General features: G+C 47.0%; 36 protein-coding genes. 3 read left to right on the top strand and 33 right to left on the bottom strand.

Features of this window, described 5'->3' with window-relative positions; genetic code table 11:
- The first annotated feature begins 868 nt into the window (after positions 1-868).
- Positions 869-1,858: a hypothetical protein gene (locus AC3WT9_RS00930; protein ID WP_492407191.1), complete on the top strand. Its 990-nt coding sequence runs from the start codon at positions 869-871 to the stop codon at positions 1,856-1,858.
- 116 nt (positions 1,859-1,974) lie between these two features.
- Here the strand turns inward: AC3WT9_RS00930 and AC3WT9_RS00925 are convergent, their stop codons facing one another.
- The 33 genes from AC3WT9_RS00925 to AC3WT9_RS00765 form a co-directional block, all read right to left on the bottom strand.
- Positions 1,975-2,466, bottom strand: a complete 492-nt coding sequence (locus tag AC3WT9_RS00925) for a hypothetical protein (protein ID WP_492407190.1) — start codon at positions 2,464-2,466, stop codon at positions 1,975-1,977.
- An 89-nt stretch (positions 2,467-2,555) separates the two neighbouring features.
- Positions 2,556-2,885, bottom strand: a complete 330-nt coding sequence (locus AC3WT9_RS00920; protein ID WP_492407189.1) for a LexA family protein — start codon at positions 2,883-2,885, stop codon at positions 2,556-2,558.
- A 303-nt stretch (positions 2,886-3,188) separates the two neighbouring features.
- Entirely contained in the window at positions 3,189-3,317 is a 129-nt protein-coding gene (locus AC3WT9_RS00915) for a hypothetical protein (protein ID WP_492407188.1), read from the bottom strand.
- Between the two features lie 30 nt (positions 3,318-3,347).
- Entirely contained in the window at positions 3,348-3,848 is a 501-nt protein-coding gene (locus tag AC3WT9_RS00910; RefSeq protein ID WP_492407187.1) for a hypothetical protein, read from the bottom strand.
- Between the two features lie 25 nt (positions 3,849-3,873).
- Positions 3,874-4,059 (bottom strand): hypothetical protein, encoded by a 186-nt coding sequence (locus AC3WT9_RS00905; protein ID WP_492407186.1) that lies wholly within the window; start codon positions 4,057-4,059, stop codon positions 3,874-3,876.
- Positions 4,060-4,072: 13 nt separating this feature from the next.
- Positions 4,073-4,531: a hypothetical protein gene (locus AC3WT9_RS00900; protein ID WP_492407185.1), complete on the bottom strand. Its 459-nt coding sequence runs from the start codon at positions 4,529-4,531 to the stop codon at positions 4,073-4,075.
- Positions 4,528-5,310, bottom strand: coding sequence for a hypothetical protein (locus AC3WT9_RS00895; RefSeq protein WP_492407184.1), 783 nt, complete (start codon positions 5,308-5,310; stop codon positions 4,528-4,530). Before AC3WT9_RS00895 ends, AC3WT9_RS00900 begins: the two co-directional genes overlap by 4 nt.
- Positions 5,311-5,312: 2 nt before the next feature.
- Positions 5,313-6,440: a sigma-70 family RNA polymerase sigma factor gene (locus tag AC3WT9_RS00890; protein WP_492407183.1), complete on the bottom strand. Its 1,128-nt coding sequence runs from the start codon at positions 6,438-6,440 to the stop codon at positions 5,313-5,315.
- 20 nt (positions 6,441-6,460) lie between these two features.
- Positions 6,461-6,682, bottom strand: a complete 222-nt coding sequence (locus AC3WT9_RS00885) for a hypothetical protein (protein WP_492407182.1) — start codon at positions 6,680-6,682, stop codon at positions 6,461-6,463.
- A 59-nt stretch (positions 6,683-6,741) separates the two neighbouring features.
- A complete protein-coding gene (locus AC3WT9_RS00880; protein ID WP_492407181.1) occupies positions 6,742-6,936 on the bottom strand; it encodes a zinc-finger domain-containing protein in 195 nt (64 codons plus the stop codon).
- The gene (locus AC3WT9_RS00875) at positions 6,933-7,367 is read right to left on the bottom strand and encodes a zinc-finger-containing protein (RefSeq protein WP_492407474.1); all 435 of its coding nucleotides are present in this window, start codon (positions 7,365-7,367) and stop codon (positions 6,933-6,935) included. The genes AC3WT9_RS00880 and AC3WT9_RS00875 overlap by 4 nt, the downstream gene beginning before the upstream one ends.
- On the bottom strand, positions 7,324-7,521 hold the full coding sequence (locus tag AC3WT9_RS00870) for an IDEAL domain-containing protein (RefSeq protein ID WP_492407180.1): 198 nt from the start codon (positions 7,519-7,521) through the stop codon (positions 7,324-7,326). The genes AC3WT9_RS00875 and AC3WT9_RS00870 overlap by 44 nt, the downstream gene beginning before the upstream one ends.
- Before the next feature lie 32 nt (positions 7,522-7,553).
- Positions 7,554-8,378, bottom strand: a complete 825-nt coding sequence (locus AC3WT9_RS00865) for a hypothetical protein (protein WP_492407179.1) — start codon at positions 8,376-8,378, stop codon at positions 7,554-7,556.
- A 6-nt stretch (positions 8,379-8,384) separates the two neighbouring features.
- Positions 8,385-8,912, bottom strand: a complete 528-nt coding sequence (locus tag AC3WT9_RS00860; protein WP_492407473.1) for a crossover junction endodeoxyribonuclease RuvC — start codon at positions 8,910-8,912, stop codon at positions 8,385-8,387.
- Between the two features lie 140 nt (positions 8,913-9,052).
- Positions 9,053-9,253, bottom strand: coding sequence for a hypothetical protein (locus AC3WT9_RS00855; RefSeq protein WP_492407178.1), 201 nt, complete (start codon positions 9,251-9,253; stop codon positions 9,053-9,055).
- The gene (locus AC3WT9_RS00850; protein ID WP_492407177.1) at positions 9,253-9,375 is read right to left on the bottom strand and encodes a DUF6906 family protein; all 123 of its coding nucleotides are present in this window, start codon (positions 9,373-9,375) and stop codon (positions 9,253-9,255) included. Before AC3WT9_RS00850 ends, AC3WT9_RS00855 begins: the two co-directional genes overlap by 1 nt.
- The gene (locus AC3WT9_RS00845) at positions 9,359-9,649 is read right to left on the bottom strand and encodes a hypothetical protein (protein WP_492407176.1); all 291 of its coding nucleotides are present in this window, start codon (positions 9,647-9,649) and stop codon (positions 9,359-9,361) included. Before AC3WT9_RS00845 ends, AC3WT9_RS00850 begins: the two co-directional genes overlap by 17 nt.
- An 11-nt stretch (positions 9,650-9,660) precedes the next feature.
- Positions 9,661-11,082, bottom strand: a complete 1,422-nt coding sequence (gene dnaB / locus AC3WT9_RS00840; protein WP_492407175.1) for a replicative DNA helicase — start codon at positions 11,080-11,082, stop codon at positions 9,661-9,663.
- Positions 11,075-11,419, bottom strand: coding sequence for a replicative helicase loader/inhibitor (locus AC3WT9_RS00835; RefSeq protein WP_492407174.1), 345 nt, complete (start codon positions 11,417-11,419; stop codon positions 11,075-11,077). The genes dnaB and AC3WT9_RS00835 overlap by 8 nt, the downstream gene beginning before the upstream one ends.
- A complete protein-coding gene (locus AC3WT9_RS00830) occupies positions 11,397-12,269 on the bottom strand; it encodes a DnaD domain protein (RefSeq protein WP_492407173.1) in 873 nt (290 codons plus the stop codon). The genes AC3WT9_RS00835 and AC3WT9_RS00830 overlap by 23 nt, the downstream gene beginning before the upstream one ends.
- Before the next feature lie 34 nt (positions 12,270-12,303).
- The gene (locus AC3WT9_RS00825) at positions 12,304-12,615 is read right to left on the bottom strand and encodes a hypothetical protein (protein WP_492407172.1); all 312 of its coding nucleotides are present in this window, start codon (positions 12,613-12,615) and stop codon (positions 12,304-12,306) included.
- A gap of 372 nt (positions 12,616-12,987) precedes the next feature.
- A complete protein-coding gene (locus AC3WT9_RS00820; RefSeq protein ID WP_492407171.1) occupies positions 12,988-13,695 on the bottom strand; it encodes an MBL fold metallo-hydrolase in 708 nt (235 codons plus the stop codon).
- Between the two features lie 3 nt (positions 13,696-13,698).
- Complete coding sequence (locus tag AC3WT9_RS00815; RefSeq protein ID WP_492407170.1) at positions 13,699-14,856, bottom strand: SRPBCC family protein; 1,158 nt, start codon at positions 14,854-14,856, stop codon at positions 13,699-13,701.
- Positions 14,857-15,278: 422 nt separating this feature from the next.
- Positions 15,279-17,267 (bottom strand): hypothetical protein, encoded by a 1,989-nt coding sequence (locus AC3WT9_RS00810; protein ID WP_492407169.1) that lies wholly within the window; start codon positions 17,265-17,267, stop codon positions 15,279-15,281.
- Positions 17,264-17,494 carry a hypothetical protein gene (locus tag AC3WT9_RS00805; RefSeq protein ID WP_341094074.1) on the bottom strand — a complete coding sequence of 77 codons (231 nt, stop codon included), beginning with the start codon at positions 17,492-17,494 and terminating at the stop codon, positions 17,264-17,266. The genes AC3WT9_RS00810 and AC3WT9_RS00805 overlap by 4 nt, the downstream gene beginning before the upstream one ends.
- A 99-nt stretch (positions 17,495-17,593) precedes the next feature.
- Positions 17,594-17,833 (bottom strand): hypothetical protein, encoded by a 240-nt coding sequence (locus AC3WT9_RS00800; protein ID WP_492407168.1) that lies wholly within the window; start codon positions 17,831-17,833, stop codon positions 17,594-17,596.
- A 119-nt stretch (positions 17,834-17,952) separates the two neighbouring features.
- The gene (locus AC3WT9_RS00795; RefSeq protein ID WP_492407167.1) at positions 17,953-18,207 is read right to left on the bottom strand and encodes an AbrB/MazE/SpoVT family DNA-binding domain-containing protein; all 255 of its coding nucleotides are present in this window, start codon (positions 18,205-18,207) and stop codon (positions 17,953-17,955) included.
- Positions 18,208-18,211: 4 nt separating this feature from the next.
- Complete coding sequence (locus tag AC3WT9_RS00790) at positions 18,212-18,484, bottom strand: hypothetical protein (protein WP_492407165.1); 273 nt, start codon at positions 18,482-18,484, stop codon at positions 18,212-18,214.
- On the bottom strand, positions 18,481-18,753 hold the full coding sequence (locus AC3WT9_RS00785; protein ID WP_492407164.1) for a hypothetical protein: 273 nt from the start codon (positions 18,751-18,753) through the stop codon (positions 18,481-18,483). Before AC3WT9_RS00785 ends, AC3WT9_RS00790 begins: the two co-directional genes overlap by 4 nt.
- Before the next feature lie 9 nt (positions 18,754-18,762).
- Positions 18,763-19,278, bottom strand: coding sequence for an XRE family transcriptional regulator (locus AC3WT9_RS00780; protein WP_492407163.1), 516 nt, complete (start codon positions 19,276-19,278; stop codon positions 18,763-18,765).
- 130 nt (positions 19,279-19,408) lie between these two features.
- On the bottom strand, positions 19,409-19,549 hold the full coding sequence (locus tag AC3WT9_RS00775) for a hypothetical protein (protein WP_492407162.1): 141 nt from the start codon (positions 19,547-19,549) through the stop codon (positions 19,409-19,411).
- A gap of 12 nt (positions 19,550-19,561) precedes the next feature.
- The gene (locus AC3WT9_RS00770; protein WP_492407161.1) at positions 19,562-19,702 is read right to left on the bottom strand and encodes a hypothetical protein; all 141 of its coding nucleotides are present in this window, start codon (positions 19,700-19,702) and stop codon (positions 19,562-19,564) included.
- Positions 19,703-19,945 carry a helix-turn-helix transcriptional regulator gene (locus tag AC3WT9_RS00765; RefSeq protein WP_492407160.1) on the bottom strand — a complete coding sequence of 81 codons (243 nt, stop codon included), beginning with the start codon at positions 19,943-19,945 and terminating at the stop codon, positions 19,703-19,705.
- A gap of 165 nt (positions 19,946-20,110) precedes the next feature.
- Between AC3WT9_RS00765 and AC3WT9_RS00760 the strand changes: the two genes are divergently transcribed.
- Positions 20,111-20,446 (top strand): helix-turn-helix domain-containing protein, encoded by a 336-nt coding sequence (locus tag AC3WT9_RS00760; protein WP_492407159.1) that lies wholly within the window; start codon positions 20,111-20,113, stop codon positions 20,444-20,446.
- 476 nt (positions 20,447-20,922) lie between these two features.
- On the top strand, positions 20,923-21,801 hold the full coding sequence (locus tag AC3WT9_RS00755) for an ImmA/IrrE family metallo-endopeptidase (protein ID WP_492407158.1): 879 nt from the start codon (positions 20,923-20,925) through the stop codon (positions 21,799-21,801).
- The last annotated feature ends 6 nt before the right edge of the window (positions 21,802-21,807 follow it).

Below are 21,807 nucleotides of genomic sequence, written 5' to 3'. Positions count from 1 at the left end.
ACTCCTTTATTTTTATTTTCAAATGAATTATCCCCAACATCGCGTCAAATTATAGAGGAAATTTTTACCACTTATCTTTTTTGACACTTTACTCTGCCACAAAACTGAGCTGTTCCTTCCCAACGGCCCCATATGCAGCTCTTACACTTAGCCGGCTGCTGAGGTGGATCTTTTAAACGCCGCTGCTGTTGCTTCTTCTTCAAATTAATTCCCCCAATATAAAAAAGCCGCCCAATAATGAGCGACTTCGGCTTTGATATGTACGATTTTCATCGATAAAATTACGTTTTGAACAAAATTCACACGCTTTAAAGAACGGCGTCCGCTCTGCATCCGCAGCAAATGCGCTGCGCTCTTTGCTTAAAATCTATACGGACTTTGTAACAAAGGAGGACAAGACCATTTTACTAACCGCATGAAACGAGAGTCAAAAGGACCAGAAACGATTTCTGGCCATTCCTGGTGCGCGGACTCTCGAATCCATAAATTCTCTAACTCTTTCATATCCACATGTCGGTTAGTGGATTATACTGTAAAAAATGAGTATAAGGAGACGATGTATTGCGAGAACTTTTTAAAAAGGCAGTGATACGAATAGTAATCGTCCTTTCAATTGGATTGATCGGCGGTATGATCTTAGATCACTATTCGAAATAGAAAAAGCGAGAGGAGGTACGCCCCGGTTAATGCTGCATCGCTGCAGCCGTGCGTGTCACTCTCGCCTGATTTCCACGTTCTCATAGTATCACGGATAAACAGTCATATGGTGTTCAACTTACGGTCATGTTATGGTCAAATTCCAGTCATAATTAGTTGAAATCGTTACAGTACAGTATTAAGTACCAAATTGATCAAGGAGTGTATTAACATGACAAGCCCAGAAATTATTCAAGATCGTATTCTTACTGAAGTAAACATAGCGACAGTAAGATTTCTGCAAGCAAAATCTTTTATCATGAATTATAAATCGAATTTAAAGGATGATATAATCGATGTCCCCACTGCATTAAATGATTTTTTAGCATTACATGATGTTGTGAAACCATCAAAGTTTATTATTTATCCAGATATTGAGTTGAACGAATCTCAGATAAACTCAATAAAGTCCTATTTTGAATTCAGCATCCCGTTTTGTGAGGCTATTTTATCATTAGTTAATTCAACTGTTTTTTTGAAATTTGATGCTCCGTACGTATTAGATATTGGTTTGCCATATACAAACATATCAAATCAAGCAGGAGTAGATGGGTACTTTTCATTTAAGAAATTCATGATTCAGGTTCCATTGAGAATAAAAAAGGGCTTTTCAGCAAGTTCAAATAACTTTATTTTCTCCGATCCTGATATTTATATCTTGGAAACAAACATATCTAATGCCCATCAAGATGTTATAGAAGCATTGAAAGATAGCATACTTTGTTTTAAAAATGAGTTGTACAGGCCCGCGGTTACTATGCTTGGAAAAGCTGTAGAAGGTGCCTGGATTGAACTAGGATTATCAATGTTGAAATTAGTAGAGCATAAGAAGCCAGATTACCAGAAGGTTGTAGAGAAATTCAAAGGTAAAGATGATTTTGTTTGGAAGTTAGATCAGACTATTAAATTATACAATAGACAAGATTGGTTTGAAGATATTACCAAACAATCTGGAATTAAGCCTACTCATTTATCAGAAATTTTCTACTGGACTGAAGTAGTTAGGGATTCAAGAAATGCTATACATTTCGGAGTCGAACCAACAGTTCCAAACAGTTTTGATAAGGCGTCAATATTATTAATGCTAGCTGTTAAGTATTTAAGAACAATATACAAATTAAAACATGATATTGATCAACAAATAATTATTAGCTGGTTGTAGTACTCTAATCACTCTGAGTAATAAACAATACAAGATGAAGAAAATAGGGTTATTCAACGGTACATAAATTCCCCTTAGATTATGCTTTCTAAGGGGAATTACATTTTAAATCAACTTCAAAATTTCGCGTTATCATTTTCGAAGAACCCCATCAGCTTTAATGTATTTGCAACACTATTGGTTCCCTCACTGAGCTTCCTCCGAATAGTGCTATCACTCATGCCATGCCTAAAAAACATTACCGTCTCCTTAAATGAGTGACCCTCAATGTATCTGTGTTGGATCGCACGCTGTGCATCATTATCTTGAATTAATACCGCCGCCCTCCGAATAACGCCGGTATAGAGCCGGTACTGCTCGTATACCCACCGTTGCTTTTCTATCAAAATAACGGCATTAGCAGACTTGTCGGCGTGCAGTTCATCTTGATCAATACGTCGTGCGACCTCTCCATCAATAGCTACCTGTTGCATATCTCTCGTATATCCTTCGTAATCACTCATTAACAACAACATGCCTTTAAATTTACAGAGGAGAAACTTTGTCCGCTGGATCTCTGTCTCACTCGCTGTTGGAAAAAGCTCATCCTGCCCCCAAACCATAGCCATCCCCCTACTCCCCTTTATGCTATAATGTCAAGAGGATGGCTTAACTGAAGGACCCCCGCCCTGGCCAAGGATATGGGGGTCTTTACATATTATCGTTTTTCAAAGCCCGCAAGCTTTTTCCGCAGCTCCGCATTCTCCTGCAACAGCCGCGCGTTTTCATCACGCATGGCTTCATATGGCTTAAGTGCATTACTATCCTCCAGCCCTACAACCCGTAGTGTCCGGACCTCAAAATCTGTCTTCTCAAGATAACCCTTGTTCACTAATTGCTTAACCAGTGAATGCGCAGTAGAACGTGACTTTAATTTGAGCAGCTCTGCCACCTCCGTTACAGATGGAGCATAGCCCTTTTGATCAATAAAGCCTTTAATAAGTTCAAGTGTTTCTGCCTGGCGATTCGTTAATGGTCGAAATGTCATGGCTGCCCCCTTCCTCTACGGGAGTTCCGCAGTTCCCGCAAAATACATGTACCTTACCGTTCTCCATTCCATCTTCCTGATAATCCGTTATAAATTCGTCGTCGAATCCACAGCGTATCCAATACTTGCGCTTTACTTAGCTCATAATACTTATGCCTCCATATGGTATAATTTGACGAGGTGATTTAATGAATCGAAGAACAAAGGTACTTATCTGGCTTGGCATAGTAACGGCTGCTTTTTTAATTCTTTTTTTCATTGGTATCAACTATATGTTTTACCATTCAGGGAGGTAGAGGGTGGTTAATCCTCTGGATACATTTCAATTGACTCAAGGTGCTCAGTGCATTCCTCATCCGTCAGGCCGGACAGCACATGTTCTTGAAAGCCATAATCTTCACGTAGGATCTCGCGGCTACTCTTTTCAATCATCGTTTATCTCTCCTTATGTGCCTAGGCCAGTTATATAGTCCGGTTCACTTCAAACCAATTCCGACCTTCGTCAGTGTTCAAGAATGCTTCAGCCCTTTTAGACTGGTCAATCCTGCGGACAAGCCCTTTCTCCTTGAGAGCCGTAACAGAGCAGCAGCCCAGATACTTTCCATCTTCGTTATGCACCTCATATACTCCAGCGCCGAACGGCCCTCCAGTTGCGAAACATGATATTGTATATTTCAAGTTACTTTTCTCCGTTGAGGATTTAACCTGTCCCAGCAGCTCATTAGAGAGATTAAACATGAGATCAATCGCTTTACCCATACTCGTAGCTTCAAAACACGAAAATTCCTCGTGGATTTCCGCACGATTCCGTTTTCCGTTTTCTCTGAGGAATTCAATAAGGTTGCTCGTATGCCCCTCAGCGCAAAGACCGAACCACGTATCATCAATTTGTTCCAATCCTTGAACACTAGAAATATCAGAGAAGGCTGTAAGCTTATGCGTACATTCAATGCAGTTTTTCATGAGATTCCCTCCATTAATAGGTTTGTTATTCCTCAATCACATCTCCAACAACACATTTGTCAGGATTTTTCCGCTTGGCCAGCCTACGTTTAGCGGTGGGGGTTGTAAGCCAACGAATATACTCTGGATTCACTCCCATGACCCTTGCGCATTCATCAGCCGTACCCATTGCCAGCATTTCTTCCCCTTTATAGACCGCATATTCCTTCATGGCCAGACCTCCCTTATCCGGATGACGCATTTTTTTGATCCAGCTTCAATGCAATGGCCAGCTGACATACCCTCCATCGATCGCACCCGAGGGCTGCCGCAGCAGCTCCTCGCTTATGCTTCAGCTTGGGGTAATGTTCCATCATCCAATTACGCTCAAAATCTGAGATATGGATATCTGACTGGATGGAAAGCCGGTTGATTTCATGTTTCTCTGAAACTGCTGGCTCCGTAACATTCTCACGAAGCTTGTACGGGGAAAGGCTGCCTTTCTTCTCCAACACTCCAATACTCTTCAGCCGGCTTAAGGTCGAGGCTGTTGACGTATAGCTGGTTCCGGTTGCCTTTGCCGTTCTACTCAGGTCTTCGCACAGAAGATACGCGCGCACGACTTCCGCCTGATGTTCGGTGATCCGCCCCTCATGCAGGCACTCTTCAATTCGCGCATTCTCCGCGCTGCTGAGTTCAGTCATTTCACGACCTCCAGTAGTTTGCGGCGTTTGAAATCAAAGCCCATCCGCTCAAGCTTCCCGCGAACCCCCAGAGCACTCTTTCCGAGCTCCTGGGCAATCGTTTCATAGCTATAGCCTTCCTGGGCCATTCGCAACAGCGTCTCCACTTCCTCTGCCTTGTACTTGATGTGATTCTCAAGCCGGACCGGACGCACTTTGACACCGAGATCATGCAGCCGACGTCTCACTGCAGCCTCGGAACGATCAAACAACTTGGCGACTTCCGGATAGGTCATTCCCTTAGTCCGGAGTACTTGCACCAACCGCTGGTCTTCCTCAACCGTCCAGCCCACTGACTGATATGTCTTCTGCGACCGCATCTTGTCCGCTCTCCGCTTGACCTTCGCCCAAGCCGGCTCAGCTCCAAGAAGATTCGGCTCCATTTTGGCCAAGTTAATCATTTCTTTGTGCTGCTCCGCCCATTTCCAGAAATCCTCGTATCCTATGACCAATACCCGGGCGCTACTGGCAAATATCTTCCGTCTTGCCGGGAATCCATACTGTGGAATCCAATACCTAACAATTTGGTTATAGGATTTATCAAGTGCCAAGGACAACTGATTCACGGTAATGCCGTCAAAACTCATACGTGAATCCTTCAGCCCCATCCTCCCCGCCTTCAGCTTAATCGCTTCTATGCTGCGGCCAAGCCGAAGGGAAATAGATTTCAGGCTGCATGCCCCCCAGCGATCTTGAAGGTACTCAAGTTCTTCCTGTGTCCAATTTTTAGCTCGTCCCAATTTTAGCCCTCCTCAACAATTTCCACTTGGATGTAATGCACAGCAGCCGTCTCGTCATACTCCAAGGCATATCTTTTCCGTTCAATATGCTTTCCCTTCAACCATTCGCTTAGGCGCTTGCTGCTAGCTGCAGCAGCTCCCTTCGTATCTCCGTAACCCTTGGACAATTTGATGCCGGTTTCCGCTTTACGGATGACCAGGCGCATAAGTTCAGCGTTGTAACCAATTTGAATAAATTGCTTAAGTACGACGTCAAGTTGTTTTGCAGCTGCCGGGTTTAAATTAAGACCGGTTGAAGTGATACCAATGGTAGGTGTAATCGGTGAAGCAGTATCCGTGAACCATTCCACGTTGTCCAATACAGTCTTGACACCATGTTGTTTGGCTTCTTCTGAATTGATTTTCCTAGTTTTCATTGGACTTGCGGTAGCAGACGTACTCATGAAGCTCCCCTCGCTTTCTTCTATTCCCATGAACGATTTGAATTTCAATTTAATCTCTCTGACCTTTTCATGGGCTACCATTAGATGAAGACCATGCATCCTTGCCATAACTCTATGTCCGTGGTTCATTAGATCGATGAAAATTTGTTTTTCCTCATCCTGCAAGGTAGTGATAAACTCACGGAGCCAAAACAAAGAAAAATCATCTTCAACACCGTGAATATCGTAAAATGTATACGTCCCCTCCGAAAATATCTGGTCCATCGACTTTTGCCTAAAAGTCCGAATCGATTGAAGTCCAAATCTCGCTTGCACCACGCTGATCTCTAATACCTCAGCAATTTCAGATTCAGAGAGATGCTGTAATTCACCCTTCAGTATTCGATGCCCTACACGAAACGCCTTATCAGATGGACGGATGTTACCAGATTGATCTCGAAGATAGTCGAACATTCGCCCTTTGATGGAGTGATATGCAAATGTAGAAACCAGAACACCCCGATGTGGGTCAAATCGTTCGTAGGACTCCAGGAGTGCAATCGTACCTTCACTAATCAGATCCTCCAGGCAATCCTTATTTGGACTGTACTTACGAGCTAATGTGTGAACCCACGGAAGCCCCGACTGAATATAAGCTTCTTTGTCCTTACATGGTAGCGCCGCTTCCTGTATCGCCAAAGCCCCCAACAGATAAGCCCCCTTTCAACTCAGCCCCCTACTGATTTGAGCTCTGCTCCTTCTGTCTCATCCATTGTGATTGTCGCCATACCGTCCCAAGTCTCCCGGATCTCCTTGGCCTTTGCCGTCACTGCCGCAGCCTGCTTTGGCTGCAGGACGATCCCCATAGCTTCCTCATAGTGCTGCTGGGCCTTGGCATAGGCCCGGGAGTGGACGAAATTCATCCAGTTCCAAAATTTTATATTTGACATCGATTTCACCTTTTGAAAAATTCGCCGACGCTCCTGCTCATCCATCTGCTTTCCTCATTTCACGTATGATCACGTACTAATTTCTTTCCCTGAATCTGCAACAGACCACCCACCGGACACTCCCGGTTACAATAGCCATCTATTTTGGAAAAGATCGCCCCGTGTTCTCGCATCAGTTCTTCCCGCTGCGGGCAGGCTGCGCAGTATTTCAGCGCGTCATCAATCACTAACATTGCTTGCTGGGATTCCGTCATTTCTTCCCACCAGCCAGAACAAATTTTCGAAAGCCGGCGATAATCCGCCGGCATTGCTCTTCGTTGAACATTGCAATATGGGTATCCTTACGACTAGTTCCCATAAATTCGCTTAATCGCCGATATGCGGAATACCGCAGCATATGGCCATCTTTCCAGACGGGGTCGAAAACCGCATGGGCCTGCTTACGCAGTTTCCTTAGCTCCTTAGTGGCCAGAGTTCCAAGCGGTATCCGAGTACCCTTGTGCGTACCGACATATGCCTCGCATCCGGTGCATTTGTAAACGTGGGCGCCGTAGTCTCTACCGTAAAATTCAAGCGTGGACACGCAAATGACATCGGCATTACAGTAGCGACACCGGGTTATCGGCGGGATCACGTCAATATTATTGATTGTCCGCCACCATCTTTCCGGCCAGTTCAGCCACATAGAGCCGAAATGCAGCCTCATCCCCCTGATCCAGTGCCTGATCGATCAGGCGCCGCAACCGCTGCTCGATAGCATTCTCCAACACGACTTCGGCGTGAATGCTGAGCAGGGTCTCGTAATGCTCCCTAGTTAACTTGTTCAAGCCTGTTCGCATCGCCAACCCCTCCTTTGTAAGAGAAGAGCAGCTTACGCTGCTCCCCCGCCACCCTTCATATTTCTCTCAACCCGCTTCTTGTAGGCGCCCCACTTGGCCGATAACACGGATGGGCTAACCTCTTTCTCCTGGGCAATTTCCTTCCAAGTTTTTTTCAGATCTAACCGCTCCTGCAGCAGCTCGGGAAATAGAATAGGTGTGCCGTCAATTTCGATGTCGTCATAAACGGGCCGATTGGTCAGAATAAAGGCTTCCAGCGCTTCCTTACTCACTTCTTCCGGAGTACTTACACCTTCGGGGTTCTGCTCTTCTTCGGAACCCTCTTCTACAACTTCGTCAGACTGGCCGTCAGCCGCAGGCTCTCCCTGCTCTTCTACCGGCTCCCCGCCGGATTGCTCATCCAACCATTCCGGCTTCAATCCATCGTCAACAAGCTCTTCCTCGCTGCCTGGTTCTCCTTCTTGCTGCCCGTCACCCTCGGCCTGATCCGGCGAGCCTTCCCCTTCATCAGCATCAAGCCGTTCACTGTCCGAGCCTTCCTGCTGATCAAACAAATTGGCCTGGTTTGGATCGTCCCCTTCCCGCTTTTCAATGCTCGTAACCACGCCAGAAGCGTCAGTGGTTACGCGGCGGCCAGGGTTCGCTTGATACATATCGCCTTCTTCATCCCCAAAATCAAAGGAAGCCTGAGGGTCTCCCAGAAACACGTTTACTTCCTCCCCTTGGTTACTGCTCAAGAAGAGCAAATGTGGCAAAGCAGCTTTCAGCGGGATAAGCAGCTTCACTTCCACGCTTGACTCCCCGATTTTGATACCTTTCGCAAGTTCCCCTGTAAATTTCGCATGATCTTTCATCATGTTTCCTCATCCCCTCGGTTTTTTTAAATACATTTGGTGGTAAGCCCAGCAGAGTGCCAAAGCGTCAGAAGGGTCATACAGTCGTTCCTTGATGTCCTTCCGTTTGTACTTCCCTTTCGGGTCGTCACGGTCATAAAAAACCGGAACGGCCAGTTTGTCATAGTTCAGATCGAACAGCATTTGCATTTCGATGGCCACCGTCTCCTTGTCGGCGTTTCCCTTCCCCGTTTGCTTTTTTAGCTCGGAAGGTCGAATATGAGCAATCTCAACTCTCATATGCAAAGCTGCCAGTGTGACCATAGAATAGGCACCAACCAGTGCCAAAACAACTCCAGCCCCTCTAAAGTGGACCGGCCGCTCCAGAACAACAATGTTTGGACGTTCCTTTTCAAACATGTTGCAAGCATCTTGGTATATGAAGTCCAGTACCTTCGGCATTTTGACTTTGCTGTAATTCATCAAACCCAGCGCGAGGGGCTTACCGTTTTGCATGGTCGCCCAGCCGGCATAATTGGTTCCGTGGTCGATTCCCATGATTTTCACGCTTCCGCCGCCCCCTTCTCCGCATCCGAGGAAGCATTCCAGGATCGAGTACAAACACTGTCCCAGCCAGCTGACCACCGTCATCCCAAATAGAAAAGGAATGTCGCTGCTGAAAGAACGGATCAATGTGCTTAGTGCTTTTGGCCATCCGGTACCGCCTCCCGTTTCCGCTTGCCGATCGCAAGCTCAAATTCTGCAATGCCTTCGTCGATCTCCCCGGACTCCAGCTCCGCGAACTCTGCGAGAAGATCCACTCGTTCCGCTACTGCGCCCGTTGCGAGATAGTGCTGGCGCAGCCAGTTATAAACGTGCCAGTAATTACGCCTGCTCATTACACACCTTTTTTAATCGTCTTGGGCTTGCCCGTCTTACGACTAACCAAAACCAGTTCTTCAGGTGTGTCACGCTCTATCAGCCAGCTCCTTGGGTCTACCCGATCAAGACCCGCTAACATTATTTTCTGTTTCCTGGTCGGCCGTTTCCCCTGCTTCATTGCCCGTTTCCCCCTTATTCAGCTGCTTCCACTCTTCAGGCCATGTGTACAGGCCGTCAATCATCTGCACGACAGTAAAATCGCCGCCATCCGTCACCCTCACCTCGCGGAACATCCCTGTCTTACCATGGAGCTGCGTATAACGAAAAACTTCTTCCGGACTATTCAACGTCACTGCCGGAGTATGCCATCCATCCGGCTCCGGGAAGCAATAACCGTAAAATTGCTCGTCCATATCGACCTCCTTCATGCCCATTTGCGCTTATTCATGTCTTTCACATTCCCCGCAGGTGGCGGTGGCTGTTCCGAATGAGCGCGTTCATAATTAGTGAATTTGTTGAAAGCCTTTAAGAACACCAATTCCACTGTGCCCACCGGGCCGTTTCGTTGCTTAGAAATAATGATTTCGATAATGTTCTTCTTCTCGGCATCCTGGTTGTAGTAATCGTCACGGTACAAGAAGGCAACGATATCCGCATCCTGTTCGATGGAACCAGATTCCCTGAGGTCACTCATCATCGGGCGTTTGTCCTGACGTTGCTCGACGCCGCGGCTGAGCTGGGACAGGGCAATCACCGGAACCTCAAGTTCCCGCGCAAGCTGCTTCAGGGTACGGGAGATTTGTGAAACCTCTTCCTGACGGTTCACACCCCGCTGCCCTCTCCCCTGAATGAGCTGCAGGTAATCGATAACAATCATGCCAAGGTTCTTTTCCTTCTTCAGCCGCCGGCATTTGGAACGAATCTCGTTGACAGTAATACCAGGTGTATCGTCGATGTATATGTCAGCCTCAGATAATGACCCCATCGCAACGGCCATTTTCTCCCAATCATCTTCTTCGAAGTGTCCCGTTCGCATTCGGCTGGCGTCGATATTTCCTTCAGCGCAGACCATACGCTGGACCAGCTGAGGTGCCGACATTTCGAGGCTGAATACAGCGACCGTCTCCCCTGCTCTCACCGCAACATTCTGAGCAATGTTCAGAGCAAAAGCCGTCTTTCCTACAGATGGCCGGGCGGCAACGATAATCAAATCATTCTTCTGGAAGCCGGACGTCATCTTGTCGAGATCGTCAAACCCGGACCGGATGCCAGTAATCCCTCGTGTCGATTCCCGCGCATTGTACCGCTGCTCGGAATCTTCCCAAACCTGCATCAGCACATCCTTCATCGTCGCGAATTCCTTTGTTGGGGCTGACTGATCGGAGAGCTTCGAGACAGCGTGTTCCGCCATCGCAATAAATCCCTTCACGTCCTGCTCCTCGCCAGCATTACGCAGCAGGTCCATGGCCGTATCAATCGCCTGACGACGGAGGAACATATCCAGAACACGCTCGGCATAATAGCTGGCATTCGCAACGGTAGGCACAGCGCCGGCCATCCGTGATAGATAACTGACGCCTCCGACCTTTTCAAGCTCTTCGCTATCCTTGAGCTGAGAGGTCAAGCTGACCATATCGATCGGCAGCTCAGCATCATTCAACTTGCGCATTGCCCGGAAAATACGGGCGTGGCCTTTTTCGCTGAATTCCCCGCCTTGCAGGATGTCAGCTGCAGCATCGAAAGCTGTCTGATCCAGAAGAGCTGCTCCCAACACCGCCTGTTCTGCCTCTAGGTCAACTGGCGGCTGGATGCCCATCTGCTCAAGCATTTGTTCTTGGTTAAGCATCTGCTTCGCCTCGGATCTTCCGCTTCACTTTGTCCCAGTAGCCCGCTGGCGGCGGCTTAACTGCAGCGCTCCAAGCTTCAAGATTTCCAAAGTGCTGTTCGGTAGCTACCCTCATGCGATCTCGCTCAATCTGCTCACCAAGCCGGCCGCGGATCTGCGAAATTTTCGGTGGGAAATCACTGGTCATGATGTGCTGTCGAATATTTGATTGGGCTACCTCATAAGGGATGTCCTGCAGCATTTCATAGTCTTCTTCGACAGCTTGCGTGCTGGCGTCGAAGTTGGGATAACGTTTCTTGATGACCTTGTACAATTTAGCGATTTCGACTTTGTTCACGGCGCTCCTCCTCCTCGATAAATCGATCAAGTGCATCGAGTTCCCGCTGTTGTTTGGTCTGTAAAGGCGAAGCTCTGGTGCTCCCCGTTTGTTTTTTAGCGTCAAAGTTTGCATCCCAGGCAATCGCCTGTTCCAAGGCCTTGACCCCGGAATGAAAGTAATCGTCTAAGATTTTGGTGATAAGGTTAAAGCGATAACCAGTAGCCGCTAGAGCTGCTCTTTCAATAGCTCGGATGATGACCGCTTCGTCCAGACCATCCTGGTCGATGTACACTCCCAATTTGTTTGCTTGAAACGGGTTGCATTCAAATCCAAAGACACGTTTATGTGCTGCATAAAATGATTCGTATGATTCCGGTTCCTTGGCTGCTGCAGATGCAGAAGAAGAAGCAGAAGAAGAAAGATCTTTTAATACAGTGTCGGAGAAGTGGTCAATATTTTCGACAACTTTGCCTGAGTGGTCAAAATTCTTGACCACTTTGGGGGCTTCTTCGTCGATATTGCTGTCAAAGTGGTCAATATTTTCGACAACTTCACCGACAGCTAGTAGGTTAAAGTTAACCGAGTAGTCCCCTCTGGAACTTCCCCGAGGCGGTGGAACGTATCCGATCAGCCCCGCTTCAACCAACTTTTTACGGTACTTGTTGAGCGTATCTCGGTTGCTAATACCCGTCCGCTGCATCAAATCCGCGTTAGTCATTTTCCAAGCCCTTCGCCAGCCTAATTTGTTACTGCGCTGCCACAAGGCCACCATAATTGCAAACCCTTCTGGACCAAACTCCTCCGGGCCGCCAATGGTATCAAACTGTTCCAAAAGCCCGGAAAGGGTTGGTCTGGCTGTCTCGGTCATTGCGTCTCCCCCTCCCGTAGCAGCCGAAAAGTCATTATCTCTTGACGACTTTAATGAATGTCACATCGCTCTTTGATGCTTCTATGCCCGCTTGTACTCCTGATGTTAATGAATCCAAGAGCTGACCTATCATGGGACCGTACCCTGAAGGTTTCATGGATATTGGAATGAGCGATCCTAAAGTAAAGGCTATTGCAGTAAAGAAATGTTCGGCCTGGTCAGGCCCCGCATCGATTGCATCTTCAAATTTCTTTGTAAGCATTCTGATGATATCCTCTGACCGCTGTTCTGTTTCCTCTTTTGTCATTGTCATATGGCACGCTCCCTCTTTGTTTTTTCTTTCCACGCCTTGTCTCCTAGGCATTGTACCCAAGAGACTTCGTAATGCCGTCGCCCTCGTACAAATGAGACAAAAAATCCAGTGGCCCGTTCGTAGTACATTCCATTGAGTAAGGGCGATGCCAGCTTTGGAGCTTTTGGTTTCGGTGGATCAATAAGCGCAAATAGATCTAGCTGCTGCACCGCGTTCATCGTTCAGGCCTCCGTTCGTCTTGAATGTAAATATAGGGATAGGCTGCTTTGATCACCCGAAAGCCAGGATTGCCTCGAGCGTAATAATCTCGCACCTCTCTTTTGAATGCCTCTTCATCGACTGGGCGTAAGGCCCATAACCGCTCGCCTATCATGCTTTTCCAAATACGCTCTCCAAGTGGACCGTTCATCTGTTGGCCACCTGAACCACGGCGCCGGTGAGCTCCTTTATTTCCTTTTGGAAACGTTCAGCGTCGCTGTTTCCATCGGACAGGTGAAGCAGCCAAATCTCCTCAACATTTCGGGTATCATTGGCTTTCAGAAATTCCTTTACGTGCTCTAGGCTGAAATGTGAGCGCAGCAACCGCTTTTTCTGCGCGGGGTGAAGCTCTCCGTCCAGCACACGACGATTAACGATATCTATGGAATAATTGCACTCAATCATGATGTGTGTGAGTCCTTGGAACTTGTACCGGCAATAGTAGCTGTCGGTCAGAAAGACCAGCTTATCGCCGTCTTGGTTGGCAAGCAGGAAGCCCAGCGGCTCCGCTGCGTCGTGTTCGACGCCAAATGGCATAATCGTCCATGATCCGACGATGAAGCTTTTAAGCGCAGCCACAGGCCGCAGACGATGCCCCGAAAGGTTAAGGGCATCCGCTGTGCCTTGACTGGTGTACACCGGAATCCCGGTGCGCATTATGTCAGCTGCAGCACGACTGTGGTCGCCATGCTCATGAGTGATCAAGCACCCGGCAATGTCTGTCATGCGAAAATTAAGCGCCCGCTGAATCGACTTATAAGGAAACCCGGCTTCCAGTAGCAAGGCAGTCTTCCCATCCGTAATTCGGTAGGCGTTGCCGGCGCTACTGGAGCCGAGACATTGGATACTAATCATAGGCTAAAAGAGAAGGTCATCAGGATTTCCGCTAGACGACGAATCCATTGGTGGAACATCCCCTGAGAAATCCTCCGAATCATTGACTGCCCCTGAGTTATCTGCAGAAGGCTTATTCTTTACATCCGGCTGAGTGTCGGGCTTCTCCTGTGAAGGTAGCTCAGGTTCTTCTGCAGTAGGCTTCACGGGAGGGACATTGGGTATATCAATAGGTTCACTATTGGCATTCTCCGAAATCTCACGGTGGACCGCAGCAAAATCCGGGTCAGAAACTTCGTTGTGAAGCATCTCAACAAAGGCGCTGCCGAAATCCTTCGGAATTTTCTTCACGACATTGTTTCGCATCTTCCGGATCAGCATGGATTCACGGCTTTGATACTCACTCCAGGCAGGGCTGATATATTCTTGTAATTCAGGATCATCAAGGGATCCAAGACCCAACTCTTTCGCCCGTTTTAGGATTTCAGACTTTTTCGCCGAAATCTTCTTTTTCTGTTCAGGGGTCGCTTTGTAACGATCAGCACAAATCCCAAAGGTCATATTCATCATGCTGTTATTCATGTGGGCAATGAGGTTCTTCACTACATCCTCACGCTCAGAAATGTAAAAGTGAAGCGTCTTATCCGTGTGAAGGATGGGGTAAACAATGCGCACAACCTCTCCTTTCCCGGTTGGTGCCCACACCGGCGCTTCATAATTCACACCACGGAATTTTGGATATTCAAAGTGATCATCTTCCCTCACAAGCCAATATGGATAAACTTTCTCGACGTTCCGTCCGAAGTTGGACAGGATAGCATCATTGCCATCCCCTTCGATTCCCATTTCAATTTGCTTCTTCCAAATATCCTTTTTTTCTGGAGTGGTGATTTTTATGTTTCGAAGTTGGAAGTAGACTTCGCGCGGGCTTGCTGAAGCATTGAGCTTCAATGAAGCCACGTTCAATAGAATTTGAGTTACATTGTTCTTATCAAGGTCAGGGTTGTTCCAGTCGATCCCCTTGCTGTCCAATACCGTGTTAATGGCTGAAATAGCGTTAATAACGCACTGCTTGGAATATTGGTCCATATTGACGCCATTGCTCATAAGCTGGCTCTCAATCATAGGTGCAAATGTGTTTGTTATCTTTGCAAGGCCTGTTTCAAACGGCTTTGTGCTCAATTAAATCGCCTCCAGTGTATTAATCGCAGTAAGACCGGTTGCAATGAGGGCAACCCGTAACCAATTCAGTACCGGCTTTTTCGACTGTAATTCCGCTGGTATACGTACCACCATTCCAACCAGTTTTTTCGATTGGGGTATAGATGTTTCTGTGACAGCTCCAGCAATTTCCTGACTCTGGCGCAAAGTGTGGCGCTTCGTTTTCTTGACAATATTTTTTCTGTGCTGTGATGCTTTTCTGAGCGTCGTACAATTAAATCGCCTCCTTATTTCTTTTCAATTACTCTGATCACGTAACTTTCATAAGTGACGCTACCATCTTGGAGATAAATACGGCTTCCACTTACACCAGCGACTTTAGCGGTAAGAGTCCTCCCATCAGGAGTGCGATACTCTATTTCATCCCCCATCCATAAGAGCAATCAGATCGCCTCCTGCACAGCAGGAGTCTCAATGCGCAGCTTCTTATCTGCTTCACTTACAACCAGCCGGATCACTTGGGCATCCGTCCCGATCAACTTTGTCACGGCCTCAGCGTTATCGATAAAGATCGGGGCCGAAAAGCCGTAATGAGCTCCCAAGGTGTTGATGATGTCCAGGCCGACATTGATCCGAGCAGCATTATTCAGCCCGCCTTCGTACGGCACGCCCTTATAGAGTGTGTCGCAGACCTCTTCGAGTCCGCCGTTAACCTGTGTCTTAAAGAGACGAAATCGGGCAAGCTTGAACTTGCTGTTAATCTTGGCATCCAGTATAGAAACCTTCGTCTTGGTGAATTCTTCGCACAGATACAGCTCATGCTGCAGACGCTCATATTCCGCTGCCAAACTGCTCTCCTGCTGTTCCAATTCCGCAACACGTTGCTGCGCTCGTCGTATACCGTCAAACTTGGCCAGATCGCGCTCCATGTCCTCGACTTCCAGCCGCAGCCTGCCGATCTCTTCCCGGACACTTGCAGCCGCCGATTGACTAGATTGCCGTAAAGTTACGATTTCCTGCTTCAGCTGACTCGCCTCGGCAGCCTTGCTGGCATACTCAGGATCTGCTGCCGGGTCCTTGACGCCCGCCCGCAGATCAGTAAGCTCGGCTTCTGCCGTACTGATTTCTGCTTGTAGGATAGCCAGGGTATTGTTCAGTTCATCAATATCGCTCTGCAGCCGCTTAGCTTCCTGTTCAAACTTCTCAGCATCGGCAACAGCAGCCTTCCCATCTGCATTAATCCGGGCTTTTCGGTCTGCCAGCCGCAGATTAAAATCAGCCTCAGCCTTTTCATGTGCCGCCTTAATCTGCTCCTCCGGAAGATTCTGGCCGCAAGTCGGGCAGTTCGCATCATGATGATGTTCGAATACCTCTTCTTTCAAAGCGGTAAAATCTGCTCGGAGCCGGTTTGCTTCCTTACGACAACCAGCAGCCAAACGTTCATTCTGTTTAATCCGCTGCTGCTTATCTTCGATGTTTCGGCGGTACTGGTCGAGCTTCGTGTGCTTAAGGTTGACGGCGTTCCGCTTCTCGGTCACCTTATTCAGCACCGATGATTGCAGCCGGTTTTTGATATCGATCTGCTCTGCCTCAATCTCGCGCAGGCGCTTCTCCTTTACAGCAACCTCGCCGCCGGAGAGAATCCGGGAAACCTCTGCCTCCCGGGTCTCAATCCGGCTTCGCAAGAGCTCCACATCTTCCTTTAGGAGATCTTCGTCCAATTCAGCAACGTCAGGCATCTGTCTCTGAACCTCGCTGATCCGAACCGGTAGTTCCTTAATTTCCTTGTTAATAGCTGCACTTCGAGCGGTGATAACCTTTTTATGTGCTTCGATTTCACGGCCAGCCAAGATCGTAGGAAGCTCGGCCAGCTCCTTGTTACTATGAATGACCTCAGCATCCGTAAGATCGCCGGAAACCTCCAGCAGCACCTTGCGGCGTTCCTCCTTCTTCAACACTCCATTGAAATATGAAGGGCTGGTTAGCAGCCGGAATAAATCTTCCTTGATAATGGAGTCAGCCTCAACTTGAAACTCTCGCATGCTGAGTGGGACGCCATCAACGTAATAAGTGGTGGTGTGGCCCTCGAAACTTTCCACCGGCGCGCCACGTTTCTTCGTCCACTTCTCGGCGTACACCCTCCGGAATATCCGCCGGGTGCCATCCACCATGAGCGAGCCTTCAATTTCGTGTTCCAGTTTGTGCTGCTGAACCATGCCGACAATATTCAGCTCTTTGATCTCGAATTTCTGTTCTGTACGATTCTCACTGTCTTTGCCGAACAGGAGCCATAGGAAACCGTCGAATATCGTGGTCTTGCCTGTGGCGTTATCTCCAAAAATGTCAATATCCCGACCATTGGCCGGAACATCAAATTCCTTGATTCCTTTGAAATTACGGAGCGTCAAGCGCTCCAGAACGATACGTTTCAAGCGATTCCCTCCTTAGCTGCCGGAGTAACCGGCTGCGGGTATTTGATGCTATCCAGATAAGAGCGGATAGCATACTCCACTTCTGCAAGCTGATCAGGATCGGCATGCAGTTGGAATGTTCCGGATTGTTGCCGGATAGTAAGCACCGACGGAGAGTAATTAGTAGGAGGTTTAATTCCAACCTCGATGCGCTGACCACTGATGTCAGCAGAAAAGGCAGTTGACATTCCAAGCACTCCCTCTTGTTTAGTGCGCCCCCACCTGTTAAAATGGGGGCAAGTGAATTATTGAGTTTTCAAAGAACAGTGATAGCCCATGCCAGTGGGCTATTTTTCGTTGTCTTCATGCACAACGATCTGACGATATTCCACAATTACAGGAGCGTTTTCAATACTGACGATCAATTGACCATCTTCATCAAGAACCCAATACTCTGAATGCACATGATCGGGGTATGCCTCGCCAACTTGCTTTATTTCAATGATTGCTTTGTCGTTGTGTTCACCACCGACATTGAAAATAAATGCCGGTACCGAAGCTACTGTAATAGATTGAATGACTTGCATATGCTGCCGCCTCCTTTCATATGTACTTGATGCGTCAGCCGCATCTTGGAATACCGGAGGGAGGAAGGTTACTTCTAAGCTCCGATACTCCAAGACAGGGGCCGAAGCCCTTGCTTGTCCTACTTAATCCCAGCGGCTACCGCCATTTGCTGAATAATTGCCCGGCTGTATAACTTCCCTTCAAACGGAACCAAATCTTCTTGGCTTCCAGTGATCGCGCAGCCTGGCGCATACTTACGGAAGATAATTTTGTCGTCGTCCACAAAAATCTCCACAGGGTCCTTTATCTCCAAGTTCATGGTGCGACGTAATTCAATTGGTATAACGATCCGTCCAAGCTCGTCCAATTTGCGTACAATTCCAGTAGATTTCATATAATTAAGCCTCCGTAGAACTATTTATTTTTTGATAATGTTCTGAAAAAGCAGTTTGAATCTCAGAGGGGAGATTAGTGGTGACCTCGTCCCATGTTTCATAAGTAGCTTGGGCAATATCCCGTTTCCGCTCCAGCTCCAGAACCTCAAAGCGAGTTGATAATGGAGAATAAAGTGATTCGCGGAACAGTCTTTCTGCGGCAGCCTTTTCATCGCTTACCTGTTTAAAACGTTCAGCCAGCGCCTGACCAAAATTTCTAATCTGCTGCTCGGTCACGTCGCCCCCTCCTTGCGCTTTTCACGCTTCGGGGTTAAAATGGACATCAAGAGACTCTCTAACCGAGATTTCAAACCAAGTGACTGCCCTAGCCGGCGGTCATTTTTCATTTCTTCTCTTGCAAAACGAATCATGTTATTCAGATATTCCTCGGCGTTTTCAGCCTTCCCGGGCAACATCCTTTCCGGATTCTTCCGAATCATCTGCAGGTTATGAGCTGCATGCTGACCGGCTTCCCTTGCCTCAGTAACCAACTGCTCTCTTTCCAAAGCACTCCCTCATTTCAAATATTTTTTAACCTTCAGCTCAGCCCGGTGCTCCTTCCAAGTCCCCAACCAACTAAAGGAATACTCTTTACACAGCACGGCAGCCAAGTGGGTTAGTGCTGTGATTGCCTCTACCGTCTCCATGAGCAGTCGTTTAATCTGCTGACGTTCGGTATCATTAATCTGTTCATTCGTCTTGCTGATTGGAGCGTGTCCAGAAGCGTCCAGCACTTCCCTCATCTCCTCAAGCGTTTTGAATAACACGCTGGCTCGATGTAGGTCCACATTATCCAGCCAAGGAGCAGAAGCACCACCGGTGACTTCCGCCGCCGCAGCCAGGAAAAGTTGACTATCATCGTAATGTTCAACCGCTGCTCTCATGACCGGCTCGGAAGCTTTACGGGTTCCTTTAACAATTTTCCCGATCTGAGAGCCATCAACGTGAGCGGCTCGTCCAGCATTTGCTAATGTGTCTCCCCTGCGCTGCATGACATCCTTGAGCGCTTCAGGAAAATGTCCAATTGCCAATCTGGTTTCACCTCATTTGTCCAATTTAATGGGATGCTATCGGACAGAGGCCTGATGTATGATGTTGTTAAGCAAATCCCCTTGCCGTATCCCCCACCCGCCGTTGCCGGTACAGCTCGGCGGGTTTCTCTCATGCGGTATCCCGCTTGTCTTGCACTTCCTCTGAATGATTCGGAATCGGTGCCTCCTTAACGATCTGTAACGCTTTGACCATTTTGCTCATGTTCGGCTCATAGGTAGCTTTGTATTCGATACCTTTTGGATTCTCCACGCCAACATCCCCTTAGTTGAATTTAATGAGTACATACCGGGAATAGCCTTGACCATGCTCCCGATAATCCAGAACCCAGCCTTCACGGATCAGCCGGGTCGCTTCTTCGGCCTTCCGCGTTTCCTTCACTTCGCAGATGTCTTGGATTTCCAATCAAATCACCTCCTTCTCAGAATCTCCAGAAATACACTGAACTTGTACTTTTAAACCAGAAAAAAGAAAATTTATGTCTTCTTCAAGAATTTCAGATACCTTGAACGCATCCGAAAGTGACGGATTTGAATAACCATTCTCCCAGTTACTTACACTTGCCTTAGAATAACCAAGCAATTCTGCAAGTTGCTCCTGAGTGAAACCCTTCCTCTTTCGAGCCTGTGTCAAGGATTCATTTTTCATGTCGTTCACCTCATTTGTACACCATTCTTGTACTTATGGTGTTGATTATAAAGTACAGGATTAGTGTATGTCAACTCATAAATACAAGAATTGTGTACTTCATTTATTTTAGTTGTTTCTAAATGTACAATATACTTGTACTTTTAATTTATAGGAGGGCTAATATTGTTCCGAGGAGATCGACTTACTAAATGGAGGAAGATAAGAAAACTAACTCAAGAGGAACTTGCCTTAAAAATAAAAATGACAAAATCCGCAATAAGCAATTATGAAAATGGACACAGCACACCATCAGATGAAACTCTTGTCGCGTTAGCTGATTGCCTTGATGTAGACACCGATTATTTATTAGGAAGAAGGGATACACCGAACATCGAAACAAACATGTCCTTTTTTGGAGGTCCCGATAATTACACTCAAGATGAAATAGATGAGATGGAAGCTGCCCTCATACGCTATCGGGAAATGAAGAAGCGAGCTGCCGAACAAGCAAACAAATAGAACAAATGAGCAACTCCCCCAACCGATGGGGAATTAGAGTGAGGTAACGATTATTGTTCATACTTATAGTTTTTTTACTTCTTGGTGTTCTATTTAAGCGAGAGATAAAGACAATAATATCATTTCTATTCCTTGGTTTTGTTGTAATGTACTTCTGGGAAGATATAAAATTAATTGCACTGATACTATGCATACCTGGTTGTTTATTAACTCTGTATTTAGCCGTAGTCTCATTTTTCACAAAAGAAAAAGCTAAAGCATTAAAATACTTATTAATTTCATTGTTATGTTTTATTCTTCTGGCAGTATCTTTAGCTAATGACGATTCTAATAAGCAAACTATGAAAAATACAAATATAAATGGGATTTATTCCCTTAACACCTAAAAGAATGGTATTATTTCACTCACAAGCCAGCAATGGCTTTTATTTTCACCATCAAATAGAACATATGTGCGCATAAAGGGAGGAAGAAACATGGATTTTTACAAATACTTCAAAACCCCTCTGGAACAATGGATTGAGGAACAATATCTGTTAGGTGGTATCCTGACTCCACACGATCTTGATATAGACAAGATCGCTATGATCTTCGGAGTAGACATCGTTTATTACGACAATAGCCCATTTAGTGAGAATGAGGATAAAGTCATTTTTATTGACAGGAGAGATGACTACATAGAACAGCGAAAAACCTTTTTTCACGAGCTTTGCCATGTCATCCGTCACTCCGGTGATCAACGTTGGATGCCAGAATTATTTCGCGAAGCCCAAGAGAACGACGCAAACCGATTTGCGCTTTATGCAATGATACCGTTCTTTATGCTTGAACAGATGCAATTGCCAGTGAACCGAAGTGAAGTTATTAGCTTACTGGTCAGCGAATTCCACATTTATCTGGATTTTGCTAAACTACGCCTTAATCAAATTCAAGATCGAATAACCGAGTCAAAATTCATGTCTACCTTTACATATGCTGGCCACTCTCCATCAAGTCTCGATACAACCGTTTACGAATCCCCTGTGACAGGCCTCGACTACCTCCATCAGCCCCGTATTCGTTCATTGTATGGGTTAGGGGATCTCTCCCGCCCGCAAGCCTTGATCATCGAGCAACGTCAGGGATTCAAATGGGACGAGCCGTTGCTTCTCAACGTGGAACGAAATTACAAGCTACATAACTCTTCATTCTACCGATCCAGGCAGGATGCTACTGTCCTTCCCGGGGATATCTCCCTCCCTCCTCAAAGAGGGTACGTGAAGATTAACTTATCCCGTGTTGCCTGGCGGCACGGTCAGACAGCCACACGGCTGTATCTGCCTATGGAAGCCGTAGACGATGCCATCAATTTTTAATGTGGA

The organism is Paenibacillus sp. EB106-06-01-XG199 (genome assembly GCF_058791575.1).
The sequence above is the reverse complement of the archived record's forward strand: the minus strand, read 5'-3'. Positions and strand labels throughout refer to the sequence as shown.